Origin of the sequence: Pontixanthobacter rizhaonensis, assembly GCF_012972675.1 — a bacterium.
GTDB lineage: Bacteria > Pseudomonadota > Alphaproteobacteria > Sphingomonadales > Sphingomonadaceae > Pontixanthobacter > Pontixanthobacter rizhaonensis.
In genome coordinates, this window is sequence record NZ_JABCRE010000002.1 from 770528 (window position 1) to 789600 (window position 19073).

General features: G+C 55.3%; 19 protein-coding genes. 16 read left to right on the forward strand and 3 right to left on the reverse strand.

Annotated elements, in window-relative coordinates:
- Nucleotides 1-3: 3 nt before the first annotated feature.
- The 12 genes from HKD42_RS03615 (at nt 4) to HKD42_RS03670 (ending at nt 10956) form a co-directional block, all read left to right on the forward strand.
- Nucleotides 4-483: a hypothetical protein gene (locus HKD42_RS03615; protein ID WP_170010379.1), complete on the forward strand. Its 480-nt coding sequence runs from the start codon at nt 4-6 to the stop codon at nt 481-483.
- A gap of 159 nt (nt 484-642) precedes the next feature.
- Nucleotides 643-1083 carry a methylmalonyl-CoA epimerase gene (gene mce, locus HKD42_RS03620; RefSeq protein ID WP_170010381.1) on the forward strand — a complete coding sequence of 147 codons (441 nt, stop codon included), beginning with the start codon at nt 643-645 and terminating at the stop codon, nt 1081-1083.
- Nucleotides 1084-1860 (forward strand): enoyl-CoA hydratase-related protein, encoded by a 777-nt coding sequence (locus tag HKD42_RS03625; RefSeq protein ID WP_170010383.1) that lies wholly within the window; start codon nt 1084-1086, stop codon nt 1858-1860.
- 148 nt (nt 1861-2008) lie between these two features.
- Nucleotides 2009-4153 carry a methylmalonyl-CoA mutase gene (scpA, locus tag HKD42_RS03630; RefSeq protein ID WP_170010385.1) on the forward strand — a complete coding sequence of 715 codons (2145 nt, stop codon included), beginning with the start codon at nt 2009-2011 and terminating at the stop codon, nt 4151-4153.
- Between the two features lie 40 nt (nt 4154-4193).
- Nucleotides 4194-5489: an O-acetylhomoserine aminocarboxypropyltransferase gene (locus HKD42_RS03635; protein ID WP_425500360.1), complete on the forward strand. Its 1296-nt coding sequence runs from the start codon at nt 4194-4196 to the stop codon at nt 5487-5489.
- On the forward strand, nt 5489-6499 hold the full coding sequence (gene bioB / locus HKD42_RS03640; RefSeq protein WP_170010389.1) for a biotin synthase BioB: 1011 nt from the start codon (nt 5489-5491) through the stop codon (nt 6497-6499). The genes HKD42_RS03635 and bioB overlap by 1 nt, the downstream gene beginning before the upstream one ends.
- 62 nt (nt 6500-6561) lie before the next feature.
- Entirely contained in the window at nt 6562-7299 is a 738-nt protein-coding gene (locus HKD42_RS03645; protein ID WP_343042163.1) for a heme-dependent oxidative N-demethylase family protein, read from the forward strand.
- Nucleotides 7296-7685, forward strand: a complete 390-nt coding sequence (locus HKD42_RS03650) for a lysozyme inhibitor LprI family protein (RefSeq protein ID WP_170010393.1) — start codon at nt 7296-7298, stop codon at nt 7683-7685. The genes HKD42_RS03645 and HKD42_RS03650 overlap by 4 nt, the downstream gene beginning before the upstream one ends.
- The gene (locus HKD42_RS03655; protein ID WP_170010395.1) at nt 7685-8107 is read left to right on the forward strand and encodes a hypothetical protein; all 423 of its coding nucleotides are present in this window, start codon (nt 7685-7687) and stop codon (nt 8105-8107) included. The genes HKD42_RS03650 and HKD42_RS03655 overlap by 1 nt, the downstream gene beginning before the upstream one ends.
- Nucleotides 8107-10128: an acetyl-CoA carboxylase biotin carboxylase subunit gene (locus tag HKD42_RS03660; RefSeq protein WP_170010397.1), complete on the forward strand. Its 2022-nt coding sequence runs from the start codon at nt 8107-8109 to the stop codon at nt 10126-10128. Before HKD42_RS03655 ends, HKD42_RS03660 begins: the two co-directional genes overlap by 1 nt.
- A 116-nt stretch (nt 10129-10244) precedes the next feature.
- On the forward strand, nt 10245-10526 hold the full coding sequence (locus tag HKD42_RS03665; protein WP_170010399.1) for a hypothetical protein: 282 nt from the start codon (nt 10245-10247) through the stop codon (nt 10524-10526).
- 58 nt (nt 10527-10584) lie between these two features.
- Nucleotides 10585-10956 (forward strand): tRNA-binding protein, encoded by a 372-nt coding sequence (locus tag HKD42_RS03670; RefSeq protein WP_170010401.1) that lies wholly within the window; start codon nt 10585-10587, stop codon nt 10954-10956.
- On the opposite strand, the gene HKD42_RS03675 is transcribed toward HKD42_RS03670, so the two are convergent.
- Genes HKD42_RS03675 through HKD42_RS03685 form a run of 3 tightly spaced genes read right to left on the reverse strand, consistent with a single transcriptional unit; the run spans nt 10953 to nt 13437 of the window.
- Complete coding sequence (locus tag HKD42_RS03675) at nt 10953-11720, reverse strand: cyclase family protein (RefSeq protein ID WP_170010403.1); 768 nt, start codon at nt 11718-11720, stop codon at nt 10953-10955. The genes HKD42_RS03670 and HKD42_RS03675 overlap by 4 nt on opposite strands.
- 32 nt (nt 11721-11752) lie before the next feature.
- Nucleotides 11753-12862, reverse strand: coding sequence for a 3-dehydroquinate synthase (gene aroB, locus HKD42_RS03680; RefSeq protein ID WP_170010405.1), 1110 nt, complete (start codon nt 12860-12862; stop codon nt 11753-11755).
- On the reverse strand, nt 12853-13437 hold the full coding sequence (locus HKD42_RS03685; RefSeq protein WP_246236703.1) for a shikimate kinase: 585 nt from the start codon (nt 13435-13437) through the stop codon (nt 12853-12855). The genes aroB and HKD42_RS03685 overlap by 10 nt, the downstream gene beginning before the upstream one ends.
- 241 nt (nt 13438-13678) lie before the next feature.
- On the opposite strand from HKD42_RS03685, the gene HKD42_RS03690 reads away from it, so the two are divergent.
- The 4 genes from HKD42_RS03690 to HKD42_RS03705 all read left to right on the forward strand — a co-directional run bounded on the left by HKD42_RS03690 (nt 13679) and on the right by HKD42_RS03705 (nt 19004).
- Nucleotides 13679-15547: a hypothetical protein gene (locus HKD42_RS03690; RefSeq protein ID WP_170010407.1), complete on the forward strand. Its 1869-nt coding sequence runs from the start codon at nt 13679-13681 to the stop codon at nt 15545-15547.
- Between the two features lie 30 nt (nt 15548-15577).
- Nucleotides 15578-16450, forward strand: coding sequence for a tyrosine recombinase (locus HKD42_RS03695; RefSeq protein WP_170010409.1), 873 nt, complete (start codon nt 15578-15580; stop codon nt 16448-16450).
- 15 nt (nt 16451-16465) lie between these two features.
- Entirely contained in the window at nt 16466-17413 is a 948-nt protein-coding gene (locus HKD42_RS03700) for an acetyl-CoA carboxylase carboxyltransferase subunit alpha (protein WP_170010411.1), read from the forward strand.
- 124 nt (nt 17414-17537) lie between these two features.
- Nucleotides 17538-19004 carry a M48 family metalloprotease gene (locus HKD42_RS03705; protein WP_170010413.1) on the forward strand — a complete coding sequence of 489 codons (1467 nt, stop codon included), beginning with the start codon at nt 17538-17540 and terminating at the stop codon, nt 19002-19004.
- Nucleotides 19005-19073: the final 69 nt, after the last annotated feature.

Sequence of the window (19073 nt, forward strand, 5' to 3'; positions counted from 1 at the left end):
TGAATGTGGTGGGGATTTTCAGGAAAATTGGACTTCGTTAATCTAGTTCCTGCTGGCAATCAGGACTTTGTTTTTACAGAAGTAGAGGGTTTGTTTGGTCGAGAAAACGATCAACCCGAAGAGCAAAGATACTCCGATTGCTCAAGCTTTGCGATTATGAGGTCGCAAAAGGCTCTCAACCTTGCAAAAGATTTGCTGGACAGAGGTAACTTCATGATGCCCCAACCAGAGAGTTTTGCATTTGTTTTTATTTCGAGTGAAACCTGCTCATTGGTTACTGGTTTGAACGATAAGGATTTTGATTTGCTCCTTGAAAACATTGATCAAGTTAGAGCTGCAAGGGTTGGATGTAGTGGAATTGGGCGCTTCGCTTCAGAATCGTCAGCAACTAATGCGAGCCCAACCGAGTCAGAATTCGAGGCAGGATGTGCTCTAATGTTAGAGCGATTTAGCCTCAGTCTCCATTTCCGAGAGGATACATGAAACTAGGTCGTCTCAACCCAACCTGTCACCCTGAACTCGTTTCAGGGTCTACTTCTCCTCATGCGGTGTCGGAGCAGGTTGAAGAATGGATGCTGGAAGCGAAGCTGGCTGCAAGTCAAACGAGTTCAGCATGACGGTAATTAAAAGAGGAAAAAGCCAGTGAAGCTGGGAAGATTAAATCACATCGGCGTCGCAACGCCGTCCATCGCAGACTCCATTGCGCATTACCGAGACGTGATGGGTGCGACCCACATCACCGAACCCTTTGATCTGCCAGAGCAAGGGGTGAAGGTGTGTTTTGTCGACACTCCCACAGAATCTGGAATGAACGGCACTCAGATCGAATTGATCGAGCCGTATGATGAGAACAGCCCGATCAACGGCTTTCTCGCGAAAAATCCAGCAGGCGGGCAGCATCATGTCTGTTTCGAAGTGGAGGATATTGCTGCTGCTCGTGAATGGTTTGAAGGGCAGGGCAAACGCATTCTGGGCCCCACGCGCATTGGTGCGCATGGTACGCCGATCTTCTTCCTGCATCCCAAAGATATGCAGGGCATACTGACTGAAATTATGGAAACGCCACAGGGTGAGGGACATTAAATGAGCTACGAAACCATCAAGGTAGAGCGTGACGGACCACTTTTGACCATCACGCTAAACCGGCCAGACCGGCTGAACGCCATGCCGCCGCAAATGGCGGATGAGATTGGCGAAGCTTTTTACAGTCTTGGTGATGCTCGTGCGGTTTTGATTACGGGTGAGGGCAAAGGCTTCTGTTCCGGCGCTGATTTGTCTGCACGCAGCGAAGGCGGCTCCAAAGGGGGCAGTCACAAGGCTCTGCAAAACCACTATAACCCCGCCATCAGCTCCATCTTGCGGGCCGAGGTGCCGGTGATTTGCGCGGTCAATGGACCGGCGGCCGGTGTCGGGTGTTCGCTCGCATTGGCGGCTGATTTCACCATTGCCAACAAGAAAGCGTATTTCCTGCAAGCCTTTGTCAATATTGGTCTGGTGCCCGATGGCGGGTCAACATGGCTGCTCGCCCGCGCGATTGGCCGTGCCCGCGCGACCCGCATGATGATGCTGGGTGAGAAAATCGGCGCCGATCAAGCCGAGGAATGGGGCCTGATTTACAAAGCGGTTGAAGCCGATGATTTGATGACAGAAGCCCGCGCGCTGGGTGAAAAACTCGCCAATGGCCCGACTCTGGCGATCAAGACCATGAAGGCGAACATTAATCTCGCGCTGGATGGTACTTTGCCCGAAGTGTTCGTGAACGAAGCCGAAGGTCAACGTCTTGCTGGTGCCAGCGAAGACGCGATGGAAGGCGGTATGGCCTTCCTGCAAAAACGCAAGGCGGAGTTTAAGGGTAAGTGACTGCTACCTCGTAGCCGTCATCGTGAACGTGTTTGACTTGCAGCCAGCTTCGCTTCCAGGATCCAGTTATCAATCGGCAATCGCGGCGCAATGTGGCACTATGGATGCTGAAACCAGTGCAGCATGACGAATTTTGGCAGAAACCTCTATGACTGATAAACCAACCGTTTCCGACTGGCAGGCCCTTGCTGACAAGGAATCCAAAGGGCGTGACCTGACCAAGGATATGCCTGAGGGTTTTCAGGTGAAACCGCTCTATACGGCAGAGGACAGCTCTGATCCGGGCCTACCGGGCTTCGCGCCGTTTACCCGCGGGGTGAAGGCCACCATGTATGCGGGCCGTCCGTGGACGATCCGGCAATATGCGGGTTTCTCTACCGCAGAAGAATCCAACGCCTTCTACCGCCGCAATCTGGAGGCGGGGCAAAAAGGCTTGTCGGTCGCATTCGATCTGGCGACCCACCGTGGTTACGACTCCGATCACCCGCGCGTGGTCGGTGATGTCGGCAAGGCAGGTGTGGCGATTGATACGGTTGAGGATATGCAAATCCTGTTCGACCAAATCCCGCTCGACACCATGTCTGTGTCGATGACCATGAACGGCGCGGTTATTCCCGTGCTGGCATTTTATATCGTTGCGGGCGAAGAGCAGGGCGTTTCTCCGGAGCAACTCAGCGGCACCATTCAGAATGACATTCTGAAAGAGTTTATGGTCCGCAACACCTATATCTACCCGCCAGCACCCAGCATGCGGATAATCTCCGACATTATCGGATATACCTCGGCCAATATGCCGAAGTTCAACAGTATTTCGATCAGCGGCTATCACATGCACGAAGCGGGCGCGACCGCGGTGCAGGAGCTGGCCTTCACCATCGCGGACGGCAAGGAATATGTGAAATCCGCCATGGAAACAGGGCTGGATATCGATGCGTTTGCCGGGCGTTTGAGCTTCTTCTTCGGCATCGGCATGAATTTCTTCATGGAAATCGCCAAGCTGCGCGCTGCACGGACGCTGTGGTACAAAGTTATGGACGATCTGGGCGCGAAGTCTGAACGTTCCAAAATGCTGCGGACCCATTGCCAGACCTCTGGCGTATCTCTGCAAGAGCAAGACCCGTATAATAATGTCATCCGCACCACGGTGGAGGCAATGGCCGCGACGCTGGGCGGCACACAATCGCTCCACACCAACGCGCTGGATGAAGCCATCGCGCTGCCAACCGATTTCAGCGCGCGGATTGCCCGCAATACGCAGCTGGTTTTGCAGGAAGAAACCGGCATTACCAATGTCGTCGATCCGCTGGGTGGCAGCTATTATATCGAAGCTCTGACCGCGAAACTCGTGGAAGAAGCCGAGGTGCTGATGGCGGAGGTTGATACGCTGGGCGGTATGACCATCGCGGTCGATAGCGGAATGCCGAAACAGCGTATTGAAGAAGCTGCCGCCGCCAAACAAACGCGGATTGATAAGGCGGAAGACGTTATCGTCGGTGTGAACAAATACCGCCTTGCCGAGGAAGAGCAGATCGAAACGCTGGAAGTGGACAATCATAAAGTCCGCACCGGCCAGATTGCGCGCCTGAAGAAGAACCGCGAAAGCCGTGACGAAGCGGCGTGCCAGGCGGCGCTTAAGGCGCTTACCGAAGGTGCAAAGAGCGATGGTAATATGTTGGCGCTGGCTGTGGATGCGGCGCGTCAGCGGGCAACTTTGGGTGAGATTTCTTCCGCAATGGAAGAGGTTTTCGGGCGGTATGATACCACCCCGAAACCGGTCACCGGCATTTACAAATCCGCCTATGAATTTGACAAGCGTTGGGCACAGGTTTTGGAAGGCGTCGATGCAGTTGAACGCCGTCTTGGCCGCAAGCCGAAAATCATGGTCGCGAAAATGGGCCAGGATGGTCACGATCGCGGCGCCAATGTGATTGCCTCAGCCTTCACCGATATGGGCTTTGAAGTCATTTCCGGCCCACTGTTCCAGACACCTGACGAAACGCTGAAAATGGCGCTGGAACATGAAGTCGATGCCATCGGTGCCAGTTCGCTTGCGGCAGGACACAAAACGCTGATCCCTGAGCTAATTGATTTGCTGAAAGGCGCAGGCCGCGCGGATATCAAAGTGGTTGCTGGCGGCGTTATTCCGCCACAGGATTATGATTTCCTACGCGAGGCAGGCGTGCAGGGCATTTATGGTCCGGGTAGCAATGTGGTCGAATGCGGCGCGGATATGCTGCGCTTGCTGGGTCACAATATGCCGCCTGCGGGTGATGAAACCAGCGACGCGGACTAATCGCACTAATTCTGAACTAATTTAGAAATGTTGGAGGATCATGATGAGCGAGCAAAAAATAGAAACCCCGAAGTTAGAAACCCAAGCTGTCCACGCCGGTTGCGAGCCCGATCCAACCACCAATGCGCGGATTACGCCTGTCTATCAGACTGCGTCCTATACTTTTGACGATGTCGATCACGCGTCGCGTCTGTTCAATCTTCAGGAATTCGGGAATATTTACACCCGTATTATGAACCCGACCAACGCGGCGCTGGAAGGCAAAATTGCTGCGATGCATGGCGGGGTTGGGGCATTGGCGGTGGCGTCTGGTCATGCCGCGCAAATGACGGTGTTTCACACACTGATGGAGCCAGGTTGCGAGATTGTTGCGGCTAAGAAGCTTTATGGCGGATCGCTCAACCAATTGGGCCACAGCTTCAAGAAAATGGGCTGGCACACCAATTTTGTCGATGCGGATGATGCAGCTAATATCGCCGCCGCGATTACCGACAAAACGCGGGCTGTCTTTATCGAAAGCCTCGCCAATCCCGGCGGTGTGGTTCAGGATATCGCAGCGATTGCAAAAGTCGCGCATGATGCAGGAATTCCGCTGATTGTCGATAATACGATGGCCAGCCCGGTACTTTGCCGCCCGATAGAACATGGCGCCGATATTGTCGTGGAATCGACCACCAAATTCCTCAACGGCCACGGCAACTCTGTAGGCGGGGTGATTGTGGATTCGGGCAAGTTCGATTGGACTGCTTCAGACAAATTCCCGACCATGAGCCAGCCGAACGATTCCTATCACGGCGCGGTGCTGAGTGATGCTGTGGGCGAAATTGCGTTCATCATTGCCTGCCGTGTTCTCGCTCTGCGTGATCTTGGCCCCGCTATGGCGCCGATGAATGCTTTTCTGACGCTGACAGGTATGGAAACGCTCAGCCTGCGGATGGACCGGCATTGCGACAATGCATTGGCGCTGGCGACATGGCTTAAGGACCACGAGAAAGTGGCATGGGTTGGCTATGCCGGATTGGCCGATAGCCCCTACAATGCGCTGGCCCAGCAATATCTTGGCGGACGGGGCGGCGCTGTATTCACCTTCGGTTTGAAAGGCGGATATGATGCCGGCGTCAAACTGGTTTCCGGTGTCGAACTGTTCAGCCATCTTGCGAATATTGGTGACACACGCTCGCTGATCATTCACCCGGCATCCACCACACACAGTCAGCTAAGCGAAGCCGAATTGCTAACCGCCGGCGCGGGGCCGGATGTTGTGCGGGTGTCGGTCGGTATTGAGCATATCGATGATATCATTGCGGACATGGCGCAGGCTTTGGACGCGATCTGATGGCAGCTGCTGTTCGCCAAGATTGGACTCGCGAAGAAATCGCGGCTCTGTTCGATCTGCCGTTTACCGACCTGCTTTTTCAAGCTGCATCGGTTCATCGCGAAAGCCATCCGCCCGACCAAGTTCAGCTTTGCACTCTGCTGTCGATCAAGACTGGGGGCTGCCCGGAAGACTGCGGCTATTGCAGCCAGTCGGTTCACGCAGATAGCGGCGTTGAAGCGACCAAGTTGATGGATGTGCAAGCGGTGCTGCAATCCGCAGCGCAAGCAAAAGATCATGGTAGTCAGCGCTTCTGCATGGGCGCAGCTTGGCGCAACCCGAAAGACCGTGACATGCCGGCGATTGTCGAGATCGTTAAGGGTGTGCGGGCGATGGGTATGGAGACCTGCATGACGCTGGGGATGTTATCGCCTCGGCAGGCCGATATGCTGGCCGATGCAGGCCTCGATTATTATAATCACAACATCGACAGTAGTCCCGAATACTACGAGCGAGTTATAAGCACGCGGAAATTTGATGAGCGGATTGAAACGCTTGATCATGTGCGGAATGCGGGCATCAATGTCTGTTCGGGTGGGATCGTGGGCATGGGCGAGATGAGGGAGGACCGGGTAGGCTTTGTGCATACTCTGGCGACCTTGCCGCAGCATCCCGAGAGTGTGCCGGTCAATGCCTTGGTGCCAGTAAAAGGTACGGTGCTGGGCGATATGCTGGCTGATACGCCAATGGCCAAGATCGACGATATTGAGTTTGTCCGGACTGTAGCAGTGGCACGGATCACAATGCCACTCAGTATGGTGCGTCTGAGCGCGGGTCGGGAAAGCATGAGCGATGCGGCGCAAGCGCTGTGCTTCCTTGCTGGAGCCAATTCGATTTTCACTGGCGACAAACTTCTTACTGCTCCCAATGCTGGTGACGACACCGATGCTGCGCTGTTCGACCGGCTAGGGCTGACCCCGTTGCACGGTGATGAGCCGATGCGGGCCAGCAAGGTCGCCGAGTCTGCCTGATGAGTCTTGGTTTTTCCGTAGATGATTTGCTTCCCCGTGCACGTGGTGGAGGGCAGTTGAAAATGGGACTGGTTAGCTTGCCCGAAGATCAGTGGCTGCACCCCGGGGCCGATGTTTCAGCGCGTCAGGCGGCCTTTGCCGCGCAACCGGACTCAATCCAGCTTTCACCTGCTGCAGCTGCCCCCGGGCAAGAACTGGCAAGGATCTGCGGAGTTGATGGAGGGTTACCCGAAGTGTCTGCCACTCATCACGAAGATATGTGTATTCTCACGCGTCAACCTGATGAGGATATTTACAGGCTGGTAGGTGCCGCAGTGGCGTACCCCACCGATTGGCACCCGGGCGAAAAAATGGGGTTGCCGCTTGCGGCAATGCACGCACCGATACAGGGATATCAGGAGCAGCTCGCCAGCGGTGTTGATCATTTTATGGCGAAGCTCAAACCCGGCAAGATATTCGGCCGGTGCAATTGGTTTATCGCGCCAACACCTTCGCTGCGTTGGATTGCCGATCCTGCGCCTGAGACTGCCTTTGGTCATGTCACATCTGAAAATGCTGGTGATACTCTATTTGTCCGTAGCGAACGGCAGGCCTTGCGGCGCTTGCCGGAAACGGGCGCAATAGTCTTCACAATTGGCGTATATCTGGCATCACTTGGTAGCCTGGCACGGGATAACGTGGCGATGCTCGCCGGCGCAATGCGGTCTTTGTTGAATGGGGAGGGCGACCGGCGCGGTTCCCCCTATTACGCGCAAGCCCTGATCGAATACGCGGCCACTCATAAGGAGATACCGGCATGATCATCATCGCTCCCTTACTGCTATTGGCGCAAACGCCGGAAATAGACTGTGAAGAACCGATGACGCAGATGGCCATGAACCATTGTGCATTTGAGGATTTCAAGAAAGCGGACCGTGCGCTGAATGCGCAGTGGACGCTCACTTCTGCCGCTATGAAAGAGCGGGATAAGGGCGATGCCCCCCTCGATTGGGATGACCGCCCCGGTCATTTCGATACCTTGCTTGAGGCACAGCGCGCTTGGTTGAAATACCGTGACACGCATTGCCGCAGCGAAGGATATATTGCGCGGGGCGGGTCTTTGGAGCCTTTGCTTGTGAGTTCTTGCAAGGCGCATCTCACCCGCTTGCGCACGGCGGACTTGGAAGAATTGGCGAGAACGTACTGATGCTGAAAAGTGGTTGGTTCTTGTTTGCAATCGCGATGACCGGGATGCCCGCGTCCGGGGTGCAGGCGTGTTCCATGTCCTCCTCGCCACAGGCGGCGCGTGACAATATCAAGGCCCGGCAGGATGTTCGTACCCTCAAGGGCAGGTTTACGGTAACGTCGGAACCGACTGAGCCCGCCGGATACGGCCAGCCATACACACTCAAAGGCAAGATTGAGACAAAGCGCGGGACCGAGTGGAGCGTCTGGCTACACTACAATGAAATATGGGTACAGTGCGGGGTTCAATTTGCGCCCCCTGCCGATGCCGAAGGTACCTTTTGGATATCGCGCCGAAAAGTTGACGGGCGCCACGAAATCTTGTTGTGGGAAGGGCTCTATCTTCCGCCCCACGCCCAATCTGAAGAGAGCGACAGCGAATAATGTTCAAGAAAATCCTGATTGCAAACCGCGGTGAAATTGCGTGCCGGGTCATTAAAACTGCCCACCGTATGGGTATTGCCACCGTCGCTGTGTATTCTGACGCAGATGCGCGCGCGCCGTTTGTAAAGATGGCCGACGAAGCGGTGCATATCGGCCCGGCTCCGGCGGCGGAAAGCTATTTGATTGCAGACAAGATTATTGCTGCCTGTAAACAAACCGGTGCCGAGGCTGTGCACCCCGGTTATGGTTTTCTGTCAGAACGCACCAGCTTTGCTGAGGCGCTGGCAAAAGAGGGCATAGAGTTTATCGGCCCCCCAGTTGGCGCGATTGCGGCGATGGGCGACAAGATTGAATCCAAGAAGCTGGCAATGGAAGCCGGCGTGAATGTTGTGCCGGGCTTTGTCGGTGAAATTGAAGACACAGAGCACGCTGTGCGTATCTCGGAAGAGATCGGCTACCCCGTGATGATGAAGGCCAGCGCTGGCGGCGGTGGTAAGGGTATGCGGCTCGCTTATAACGAGAAAGACGTTCGCGAAGGGTTTGAAGCGACAAAGCGTGAAGGGCTCAACAGCTTCGGCGACGACCGGGTGTTTATTGAGAAGTTCATTCTCAACCCGCGCCATATCGAAATCCAGATTCTGGGCGATAAGCACGGCAACATTATCTATCTGAACGAGCGGGAATGCAGCATTCAGCGCCGTCACCAGAAAGTGGTGGAAGAGGCCCCGTCACCGTTCGTCACACCCAAAATGCGCAAAGCCATGGGCGAGCAATGCGTCGCTCTGTCGGCGGCGGTGGATTATCACAGCGCCGGGACGGTAGAACTGATCGTCAGCGGTGCCGATCCGAGCGGGGAAAGCTTCTATTTTCTTGAAATGAATACCCGCCTTCAGGTCGAGCATCCCGTTACGGAAGCCATTACCGGCGTTGATTTGGTGGAACAGATGATCCGCGTTGCCGCGGGCGAGAAACTGTCCATGACGCAAGACGACGTTACCATTGATGGTTGGTCGATCGAGAACCGGGTCTACGCAGAGGACCCATATCGGGGCTTCTTGCCGAGCACGGGCCGTCTGGTGCAGTATCAGCCACCGGTCGAACCATGGGCGGATGACGAGGCCGCCAATGGCCGCCGCGGTGTTGGCGGCATCCGTGTAGATGACGGGGTGTTTGAAGGCGGCGAGGTCAGCATGTTCTATGACCCCATGATTGCCAAGCTTGTCACTTGGGGTGAAACCCGTGACGAAGCGGCAGATTTACAAGTGCAAGCGCTGGATGCCTTCCGCATTGAAGGGCTTGGCCACAATGTCGATTTTCTCAGCGCGATTATGCAGCATGACCGGTTCCGTTCCGGCGAATTGACAACCGGCTTCATCGCAGAAGAGTATCCTGATGGCTTTGAAGGCGCCCCGGCAAGCGACCATTTGCAGCGCGGTCTGGCAGCCGTTGCGGGCGTGATTGCAACGGCAAATGCGGATCGCGCGCGCCGTGTTGATCAGCAGTTGGATAGCCGCACCATGCCGCCCGGCGATTGGTCAGTTACACTGAATGGCCGGGAATATGCCGTGTCCTTGGAAGAGGACGGCATCACGGTTGATGGCGCTCTGATCGATCTGGAGTTGGAATATACGCCTGGTGACCGGATAGTGGATGTAGAGCTAGACGAAGATGTGTTGACGATCCAGCTTGCCCCAACACGCGGCGGGTTCGCCATTACGACGCGCGGTGCGAAGCACAATTTGCGGGTTCTACCAGCCCACATCGCACCTCTTGCCCAGCATATGATTGAAAAGATCCCGCCAGATCTCAGCAAGTTTTTGATCTGTCCAATGCCTGGCTTGCTGGTGAAACTGCACGTGGCTGAGGGTGAAGAAGTTCAACCCGGACAACCACTCGCGACAGTAGAAGCGATGAAGATGGAGAATATTCTCCGCGCCGAAAAGCAGGGTGTTATTTCCAAGGTGAATTCTGCTGAGGGCGAAAGTCTTGCCGTTGATGCTATTATTCTAGAGTTGGAATAGGCGAAAGTTGCCCGGTGCTGGAATGATATTCCAGCATTTGCAGAAAACTGATCATATCGTCGGATTCATCCTAGAAATGTGAACCACTTCGGTCATCTTGGGTGGAGGAGACGCTGATGGCACATCAAGGGATCGCATTTTTCGACGCAAAAGGGCATTATTTCAAAACTGCTGAAGAAGCCACGCAAAGCGATTTGGCGGCTTTGCTAGGCCGCATCGGTGATGGGGACAGTTTGGCCCCTGGTATCGCCGTGATGTTGTTGGAACGCAGGGCTGAAGTAGAACGGATTTTCAGCGAGCACGATAAAATGGTGCTGGAAAGCAAGGCTGCGCAAGAACATGGCCAACAGTTGGCTGGCAATGTCACGCCGCTCCCAATTGGCAGCCAAGAAGGTTAGAGTTGGCGTAACAGCCGAAGGCTAAAGCTCGTCGCTCAACGCTTTAAGAAGGGCACTTATGCATCTGAGCCATTCCCCCGATGCTCCAGAGGGTGATGAAATCACCTTTGACGCGTTTCTTAAGGTCGATATCCGGATCGGCACAGTTGTGAGCGCAGAGGAATTTCCAGAGGCGCGTAATCCATCTTACAAATTGCTGATTGATTTTGGCCCAGTGATTGGCCGTAAAAAAAGCTGCGCTCAGATTGTTGCGAATTACCCGATTGATGAACTGCCTGGCCGGCAAGTCGCCGCCGTAGTCAATTTTCCGCCACGCCAAATCGGCCCGGCAATGTCTGAAGTCCTGACATTGGGTTTCGCAGATGGCGAGGGCGAAGTGGTGATGTTCGCGCCTGATGTGAAAGTACCGGATGGGTCGCGTTTGTTTTAACCAACCATCGCCACTGCTCTGATCCAACCGGCGCTGGCGTTTTCGATTTTCACAGGGAAACAGCTAACTGTAAAACCATGATCGGGCAGGGCAGCAAGATTGGTCAGCTTTTCTATCTGGTAATAGGGGGTGATCCGTCCGGCCTTGTGACCTTCCCAAATGATCTTGGGGTCACGCGTTTCCGCCCATCGTTTGGCCGTGTGGCTAAAGGGTGCATCCCAGCTCCACGCATCTGTTCCGACAACCTCGATGCCGCGCTGTGTCAGGTAAAGTGTAGCCTCTTCGCCCAGGCCCACGCCTTGATCGGTGAAGTTCTCGGTCCCGCAAATCGCGCCTGACTGTACCAGCACAATATCAAGCGGCTTGAGAGTATAGCCTATCCGGTCCAACTCTGCCTCCACTTCACCGCCTGTCACCACATGACCATGCGGCAAGTGAGAAAAGTTGAGTTTGACACCGGGCCTCAGAAACCGATCAAGCGGGGCTTCGTCTATACTCGGTGCTTTGCGCGCGCCGGAATCGGTGGTGGAATGATAATGCCACGGGGCATCCATATGGGTGCCATTATGCGTGGACAATTGCAGCATCTCTACCGCCCATCCTTCGCCATCGGGCAAATCCTCTTTCTCCAATCCGGGAAAGAACATTGCGATCTGTTCCCAGCTGCTCTCATGCGTCACATATTCGATCTGCGGGCGCATGACAGGCGGATCGGAAATCACGTCATTTGTGATCGGAATGGACAGGTCGATATACTGGGTCATGCTGGGCAGCATTCACTGCGAATTTGGTTTCGTCAATTGCCGTGCAATTGCTCATCCAAAAACACCGCGACGTCATCTAGCGATACATCATGATGCAAAAATGCTGCACCAATGCTGCGCAGCAAAATGAAGGGCAGAGTGCCTGCATCCATCTTTTTATCGTGGCGCATATGGTCAACCAAGGCGGCACCATCGCAGGCCAGGCCGAGTGATGATATTTCGCAAGGCAGACCAGACTTCTCGATAGCGCGCGTTACGCGCTCAGCATCTTCAGCTGAGATTAAATCGAGCCGCGCCGAATATCGTGCAGCGAGGATCATACCAAGCGCGACACCTTCACCGTGCAGTAAGCGGTCAGAATATCCCGTCTCCGCCTCCAATGCGTGACCGAATGTATGCCCCAAATTCAGGAGCGCGCGCGTGCCGGTTGTTTCGCGCTCATCTTCTGCAACGATACGGGCTTTTGCCGCTACGCTGCGCGAAACGGCGGTTTCTAAGGCAGCTTTGTCGCCGGCAACCACTTCTGAACCGTGCTGTTCACACCAGTCGAAGAAGCCTAGGTCACCCAGAATACCGTATTTGATTACCTCCGCATATCCAGCCCGCATTTCTCTGTCTGGTAAAGTCAGCAGGGTCGCCGTGTCCGCCAAGACGAGGGCGGGCTGATGAAAGGCGCCGATCAGGTTTTTACCTGCCGCTGTATTGATAGCGGTTTTCCCGCCAACCGATGAGTCCACTTGGGACAACAGAGTAGTTGGCAGCTGGATAAAGCCGCAACCCCGCTTCAGGATTGAGCACGCAAATCCGGTGAGGTCGCCAACAACCCCGCCACCAAGCGCCAAAACGTGATCGCCACGTTCGATGTTGTTGGCGAGCAGCCAATCAGTAAGCTTTTGCAGCTCTGTCCAACTTTTGGATTGTTCGCCAGATGCGATATCATACCAGACGATTTCGTGACCAGCTGCCTTCAGCGAGGCAGCAATGCGTTCCCCGTGATGGAGCCGGGCATTTTTGTCCGCTACGACGGCAACGGTCGTTTTGCGCAGGAACGCGGCCGCATGATCAGCTATATCATCTAGCAGTCCTTGTTGGACGAAGACCTCATAGGAGCGCCCAGCGAGAGAGACAGGGATTACAGCCATCGGTCAATTGCCTCGATTATCGCCATTGCGGTTTCGTGATGTGGCCCATTTTTGCTGTTCACGCGAATGGGCGCTTGGGAATAGAAAGGTTCGCGCTCTTTGTGGAGCTTCGTCAAAATTTCTTTCGGATCGCCATCGCGAAGCAACGGGCGGGTATTTTTACGGGCAGTGCGCTCTACCAAAATGTCGATTTCGCAATCAATCCAGACTGCAATGCCTTGGTCCAGTATCAGCGCCCGCGTTTCTTCGTTTATGAATGCTCCGCCGCCCGTCGCGATGACGCCGCTGCGTTCATCCATCAATCTGGCAATGACGCGGCGTTCCCCATCACGAAAATAGGGTTCGCCATATTGAGCGAACATTTCAGCGATAGACAATTGGGCTGCATCTTCAATCGCCTCATCAGCGTCGACAAAGTCCTTGTCGATCATGGCGGCCAACTTCCGGCCCACGGTCGATTTTCCCGTTCCCATCAAGCCGACCAATACTATCGGGCGATTGATCCGTCGCGCGATTGCGGGGATATCATTGTCGGTCAATTGCTGCATGTTCCGGGAGGCGCTATTATCATCCATTGCCGCACCGCCTATAGATGGGCTAGGCGGCGTGCAACTGCCCAGCGCAGTGAATATGATGTTTTGAACCCTTAGGTCGTTTGTATATGTCCGGAAAGCGGATGATTTTGATAGCAAGTATTGGTGTTATGCTGATTTTGGCAATTGCCTGGTTTGACGGCGGTGAAGAACCGTTGCGACCAATCACGCAGCCTGTTGCGCAACCCGGGTCTTCAACTCCTCCAATGCCGGAGCCTGCACAATGAAACGGATTTTGCTGATAGGCACAGCAGCATTGGCTTTAGGGTCGACATTGGTTGTGGCGCAGGATGCGCCAGAATCGCTCTTACCGCCCGGCTTCGATGATCCGGCACCAACGCCAACCCCGACACGCGCTCCGCCGCCACCCCCGGCACAGACGCAAGCACCCGGGCCAAGCATCTCCAGCCCAACCGTCAGGCCGCCGGCACCCAGCACCAGCGTTCCAGTGATACAGCCAATCCCGGCGGCGCCTGAAGGGGGGGCACCACCACCGTCGGCGACTGTTCGCGGCCTTCCTTCCGTTGCGGAATTGGAACAGCTTAATCCTGATGAGCTGGATGAGCTTCTTGGGCTAAAGCCCAAGTTTGACATGCCCGCTGCCGCCCGCAGATCAATGGAGCGGGTGGGCATATTGGATTCTACCGAAGGCGGCTTGCCTGCCGGGGCGCTGGTCAATCAACCGGGTTCTTTAGTGAGAGCTGCCTTAAACGGTATCAAAGGCCCAATGGTCTCGCGGTGGGGGCATATTATGCTGCGCCGTGCGCTGGCCAGTCGTTTAACAGCTCCGTCAACGATGGACCCGGCAGAATTTGCCGCTTTGCGAGCCAAAGCACTCAACGCGATGAGCGAATATAGCGCGACCCGCGCTCTGGTTCAGGATGTTGATACTGGCAATTGGAATGACGGCCTGACCGATGCTGCATTGGAAGCCTACTTGGCAACGTCTGACATCGTCGGTGCGTGTCCCGTTGTGCAGATCAAAGGCGGGGAGCGTGAAGATCCGCAATGGACCATGCTTCAATCCATTTGCTACGCATATTTGGGGCAAGGTTCGCGGTCTCAGGCGAATTTGAACCGCGCCTTCCGCAATAAAATCGCGCCGGAAATCGATGTGCTTCTGGCGCAGCGTTATGCCGGAGCGGCCGGGCGCGGACGGCGCGCGATCAATCTGGAATGGGAAGGGGTTGAAGAATTGAACCCGTGGCGGTTTGCGTTGGCAACTGCCGTGGGTGCGGATATTCCCAACGGGCTACTCACTGAAGCGAGCGCTTATTATCAGAAATCTGCTGCCCTCAATCCTGCATTGCCGCTTAGCCAGCGGGCGGCGGGCGTAGACCTTGCAATAGAGCAAGGGGTGTTCTCTTCATCCGCAGCGGTGGGTTTTTACAGCGAAGTTTTAGCGCGCGGCGGAACACTGGCTGAAATTGCGACAACGGCTACTCGGCTGCGTCAAGCCTATGTGGGTGTAGAACCTGCCGCACGAATGGCTGCCATGCGCGAGCTTTGGGGGGTGGAAACCACTGATTATTCCAGGCAGGTTTTGACCGCTTATGCCGCGGCCCGGATGCCGCCAAGCGAGGCTTTCACCGAAGATGCTCCAGACTTGATCGCGTCAATGCTGACCGCCGGGTTGGATGCTGATGCCCTGACCTGGGCGCCTTTTGCTCCGCAAGGCGGGGAAGGTTGGGCGTTGCTGGTTCTGGCTCAGCCAAGCCGGAACAACCCTGTCTCATCTGCCCAGTTCGATAGCTTCTACAGCGCGGATGAGAGCGAGGAGTATCGCAAGTCGCAAATGTTCTTGGCCGGTCTGGCAGGGCTTGACCGGATCGAGCGTAGCGATGCGTTGGAATTTGCAGACACACTCTCGATCAAGCTCAACACGCAAAGCCGCTGGAGCGACCTTATTTCCCAAGCAGCAAATGCCAACAACGCCCCGTTGGTGGCATTTTTGGCAGGGGTTGGAATGCAAGGTGATAGTTGGGACAGAATGACACCCCGTCATCTGTATTTTATTGTCGCTGCGCTGAACCAAGTCGGCCTATCTGCTGAAGCGCGGATGATTGCAGCGGAAGCGGTGGCGCGGGCGTGAGGCAACACGGCATTTCGTTATGAGGCCGTAATGTCCGCCCAGATTGAAGAGTTTTTGGCGATGTTAGCCGCCGAAAGGGGCGCTGCTTCCAACACGATTTCTGCATATCGCCGGGATTTGGAGGGTGCGGACGAGTATTTGGGCGATCTCGCCGCAGCTACTACCGACCAGTTGGCGTCTTTGGGATCGGCGTGGGCGGGGCTGGCATCTTCCAGCGCTGCTAGGAAGGCATCCGCGCTGCGCCAGTTTTTTGGGTTTTTGATTGACGAAGGTATTCGGCAGGATGATCCCTCTCCGGCGATTCCGCGGCCGGTAACACGGCGGCCTCTGCCAAAAATCCTATCGCATGATCAAGTCGCTGCTTTGTTCGGTTGTGCCGAGCGGGAAGCGGAGTCCGGACTGCCGGGGCCCGTCAGGATGCTTGCCCTTTTGGAGCTATTATACGGGTCGGGTTTACGGGCGACCGAATTGGTCTCGCTTCCGCTGTCCGCCGTGCCTCGCGATGCGCCGTTTCTTACTGTGACCGGTAAGGGCGGGGTGGCTCGCATGGTGCCTGTTAGCGGGCGTGCCCAGCAAGCGCTTGCCCGTTGGCTAGCCGTCCGGCCAGCCGGGCCGAAATTTCTGTTCCCGTCACGCGGCAAGCACATCTCCCGGATTCGGCTGTATCAGATGCTCAAAGAGCTGGCTGTTCGGGCGGAGATTCCACCGGAACGAATCAGCCCGCACGTTTTACGACACGCGTTTGCGACGCATTTGTTGGAGGGCGGAGCAGATCTTCGCGCGCTTCAGACGATGCTGGGTCATGCAGATATTGCGACCACACAGATATACACCCATGTCGACAGCGCCCGCTTGGTAGAACTGGTGAATCAAAAGCATCCTCTTGCCCAGAAGCAGAGTTAGGACTAGCGCACTCCCATGATTTCATTCCTCGAATTTGAGAAACCCATTGCCCAATTGGAAGCGCGTATCGCGGAGCTGCGATCTGCGGCTGAGGGTGATGATGTCGATATCTCAGCTGAACTCAAACGGCTTGAAGACAAAAGCGCCGATTTGGTGGCGAGCACCTATGCGTCTCTGACGCCTTGGCAGAAGACACAAGTTGCCCGCCATCCTGCCCGGCCACATTTCCGTGATTTTGTGACGCATATTTTTGACGATTTCATGCCGCTGGGTGGTGATCGTAATTACGGCGATGATGATGCGATTCTCGGCGGATTTGCGAAACTTGATGGCCGCAAGATTGTTCTGATCGGCCACGAAAAAGGCAACGACACCGAAAGCCGTCTGAAGCACAATTTCGGGATGGGTAAGCCCGAAGGCTACCGTAAAGCTATCCGCTTGATGGAATTGGCCGACCGTTTCGGATTACCTGTGGTTACTTTGGTCGACACATCCGGCGCTTTTCCTGGCGTAGAAGCAGAAGAGCGCGGTCAAGCAGAAGCGATCGCGCGGTCTACCGAAGCGTGTTTGGCATTGGGCGTGCCGATGGTCTCAACGATTGTGGGCGAGGGTGGTTCTGGCGGAGCCGTGGCATTGGCCAGCGCTGAACGCGTTTTGATGTTTGAACACGCGATATATTCGGTGATCTCACCTGAAGGTTGCGCCTCCATTCTTTGGCGAACGGCAGAAAAAGCACCTGACGCAGCAGAAGCGATGAAAGTCACCGCGCAACATCTCAAAAAGTTGGGCGTGATCGACCGCATTGTGAAGGAACCGGTCGGCGGCGCCCATCGTGATCCTGCAAAAGCTGCCAAGAATTTGGCCAGAGCGATTGGTGAGGAGCTGGATGCTCTTGAAAAGCTGTCGGTAAAAGAACTGCGCCAGATGCGGGATGAAAGATTCTTGCAAATCGGGTCAAACTGACGCCGGTGTGAGGCCAACTCTACGATACTTTACAGGCGACCAGTTGGCTTGCTCACCAAAAATGCTACGATCCGGTTAAATTCCGGCTGTTCAAGGCTGGGGTAAATTTAATCCGGAGTATCCCATGCGTCGCAAGTCTCTCGCCCTTATATCCGCTGCTGTGCTGCCAATCGCTTTGTCAGGTTGCATGGGCGGTGATATCCCCAGCGCCTCTACCCCGATTACACAAAGCGAGGCCGCGCAAGGGGCTGAGTTCCATCCGCAGCTGCTGCAGGAATTTGGCGGAACCTATACCGGGCCGCAGTCAGCCTATGTTGAATCTGTCGGTAAAAACATTGCTGTTCAGTCCGGCTTGGGAAATGCGCGCAGTTCGTTCACCGTCTCGTTGCTTAATAGCTCTGTAAATAACGCTTTCGCGGTTCCCGGCGGATACATTTACTCGACGCGCCAATTGGTTGCATTGATGAATAATGAGGCCGAGCTTGCCGGTGTTCTTGGACATGAAGTTGGCCACGTTGCCGCCCGCCATTCTCAGCGGCGGCAGTCGCGCTCTCAACGAAACAGTATTTTGGGTGCTGCAGGGGCGATTCTGTCGGGTGTATTGCTGGGCGACAGCCAGATTGGCAAATCGCTGTCAGATGGTTTTTTGCAAGGTTCTCAACTTCTTACACTTCGGTTCTCACGCAGTCAGGAGATTCAGGCGGATGAACTTGGGATCGAATATCTGACGAAAGCCGGATATGATCCAAACGCCATGAGCACTGTGTTGGCGAGCCTCGCCTCGCAAAATGCGCTAGACGCCAGATTGCAAGGTAGGAACAATGCATCGGTGCCTGAATGGGCTTCTACCCACCCGGATCCGGCATCGCGTGTTCGGACGGCGGCAGCGAAGGCAGCCGGAGGTGTCGGAACGCTTAATCGCGATACATTCCTGACCCGGATCGACGGTCTGATTTACGGGGACGACCCGAAACAGGGTGTTATCGAGGGGAATCAGTTCTTGCATCCGGAATTGCGCCTGGCATTTACCGCCCCGCAGGGCTTTTACATGGTCAATGGGACGCGTGCCGTTTCCATTAACGGCCAGAGCGGAAAGGCTCAGATGAGCACCGGGCCGTATAGCGGCAATCTGGATAGCTATGTGCGTAGTGTGTTCACCGCTCTGGGCGGTGACAAGCAACAGCTTGCACCATCGAGCGTGCGCCGGACCACGGTCAACGGATTGCCAACAGCGGTTGGAACGGCGCGTGTAAACAATGGTAACAGTTCGGTTGATGTCGTTGTTTACGCGTACGAGTTTTCCAACAGCAAAGCGTTTCACTTCATGACAATCAGCCAGGCTGGTCAATCTGGCACCTTTACACCGATGTTCAATTCGATGCGGCGTATTTCCCAACAGGAAGCGGCTGCGGTTGTTCCACGCCGGATTGATGTTGTGACAGTGAAACGTGGTGACACAATTCAATCACTGGCGAATCGCATGGCGTACACCTCAGCGAAGGTGGAGCGGTTTCGCGTGCTGAACGCTTTGACCTCAACCGATCAGTTGCAAGCTGGCCAGAAAGTGAAAGTGGTCGTCCGCGCCCGCTAGATCGCTTCTGGTTGAGTATCCAGACACAAAAAAGGCGGTGAGATTGCTCTCACCGCCTTCTTTATTGGT

Bases quoted from the DNA above. Each gene is read 5' to 3' on its own strand.
- HKD42_RS03650 (WP_170010393.1), top strand. From the start codon at position 7,296: ATGATCATCATCGCTCCCTTACTGCTATTGGCGCAAACGCCGGAAATA.
- HKD42_RS03705 (WP_170010413.1), top strand. From the start codon at position 17,538: ATGCGTCGCAAGTCTCTCGCCCTTATATCCGCTGCTGTGCTGCCAATC.
- HKD42_RS03690 (WP_170010407.1), top strand. From the start codon at position 13,679: ATGAAACGGATTTTGCTGATAGGCACAGCAGCATTGGCTTTAGGGTCG.
- HKD42_RS03665 (WP_170010399.1), top strand. From the start codon at position 10,245: ATGGCACATCAAGGGATCGCATTTTTCGACGCAAAAGGGCATTATTTC.
- scpA (WP_170010385.1), top strand. From the start codon at position 2,009: ATGACTGATAAACCAACCGTTTCCGACTGGCAGGCCCTTGCTGACAAG.
- HKD42_RS03635 (WP_425500360.1), top strand. From the start codon at position 4,194: ATGATGAGCGAGCAAAAAATAGAAACCCCGAAGTTAGAAACCCAAGCT.
- HKD42_RS03695 (WP_170010409.1), top strand. From the start codon at position 15,578: ATGTCCGCCCAGATTGAAGAGTTTTTGGCGATGTTAGCCGCCGAAAGG.
- HKD42_RS03625 (WP_170010383.1), top strand. From the start codon at position 1,084: ATGAGCTACGAAACCATCAAGGTAGAGCGTGACGGACCACTTTTGACC.
- HKD42_RS03660 (WP_170010397.1), top strand. From the start codon at position 8,107: ATGTTCAAGAAAATCCTGATTGCAAACCGCGGTGAAATTGCGTGCCGG.
- aroB (WP_170010405.1), bottom strand. From the start codon at position 12,862: ATGGCTGTAATCCCTGTCTCTCTCGCTGGGCGCTCCTATGAGGTCTTC.
- HKD42_RS03685 (WP_246236703.1), bottom strand. From the start codon at position 13,437: ATGGATGATAATAGCGCCTCCCGGAACATGCAGCAATTGACCGACAAT.
- HKD42_RS03700 (WP_170010411.1), top strand. From the start codon at position 16,466: ATGATTTCATTCCTCGAATTTGAGAAACCCATTGCCCAATTGGAAGCG.
- HKD42_RS03670 (WP_170010401.1), top strand. From the start codon at position 10,585: ATGCATCTGAGCCATTCCCCCGATGCTCCAGAGGGTGATGAAATCACC.
- HKD42_RS03655 (WP_170010395.1), top strand. From the start codon at position 7,685: ATGCTGAAAAGTGGTTGGTTCTTGTTTGCAATCGCGATGACCGGGATG.
- HKD42_RS03615 (WP_170010379.1), top strand. From the start codon at position 4: ATGTGGTGGGGATTTTCAGGAAAATTGGACTTCGTTAATCTAGTTCCT.
- HKD42_RS03675 (WP_170010403.1), bottom strand. From the start codon at position 11,720: ATGACCCAGTATATCGACCTGTCCATTCCGATCACAAATGACGTGATT.
- bioB (WP_170010389.1), top strand. From the start codon at position 5,489: ATGGCAGCTGCTGTTCGCCAAGATTGGACTCGCGAAGAAATCGCGGCT.
- HKD42_RS03645 (WP_343042163.1), top strand. From the start codon at position 6,562: ATGGGACTGGTTAGCTTGCCCGAAGATCAGTGGCTGCACCCCGGGGCC.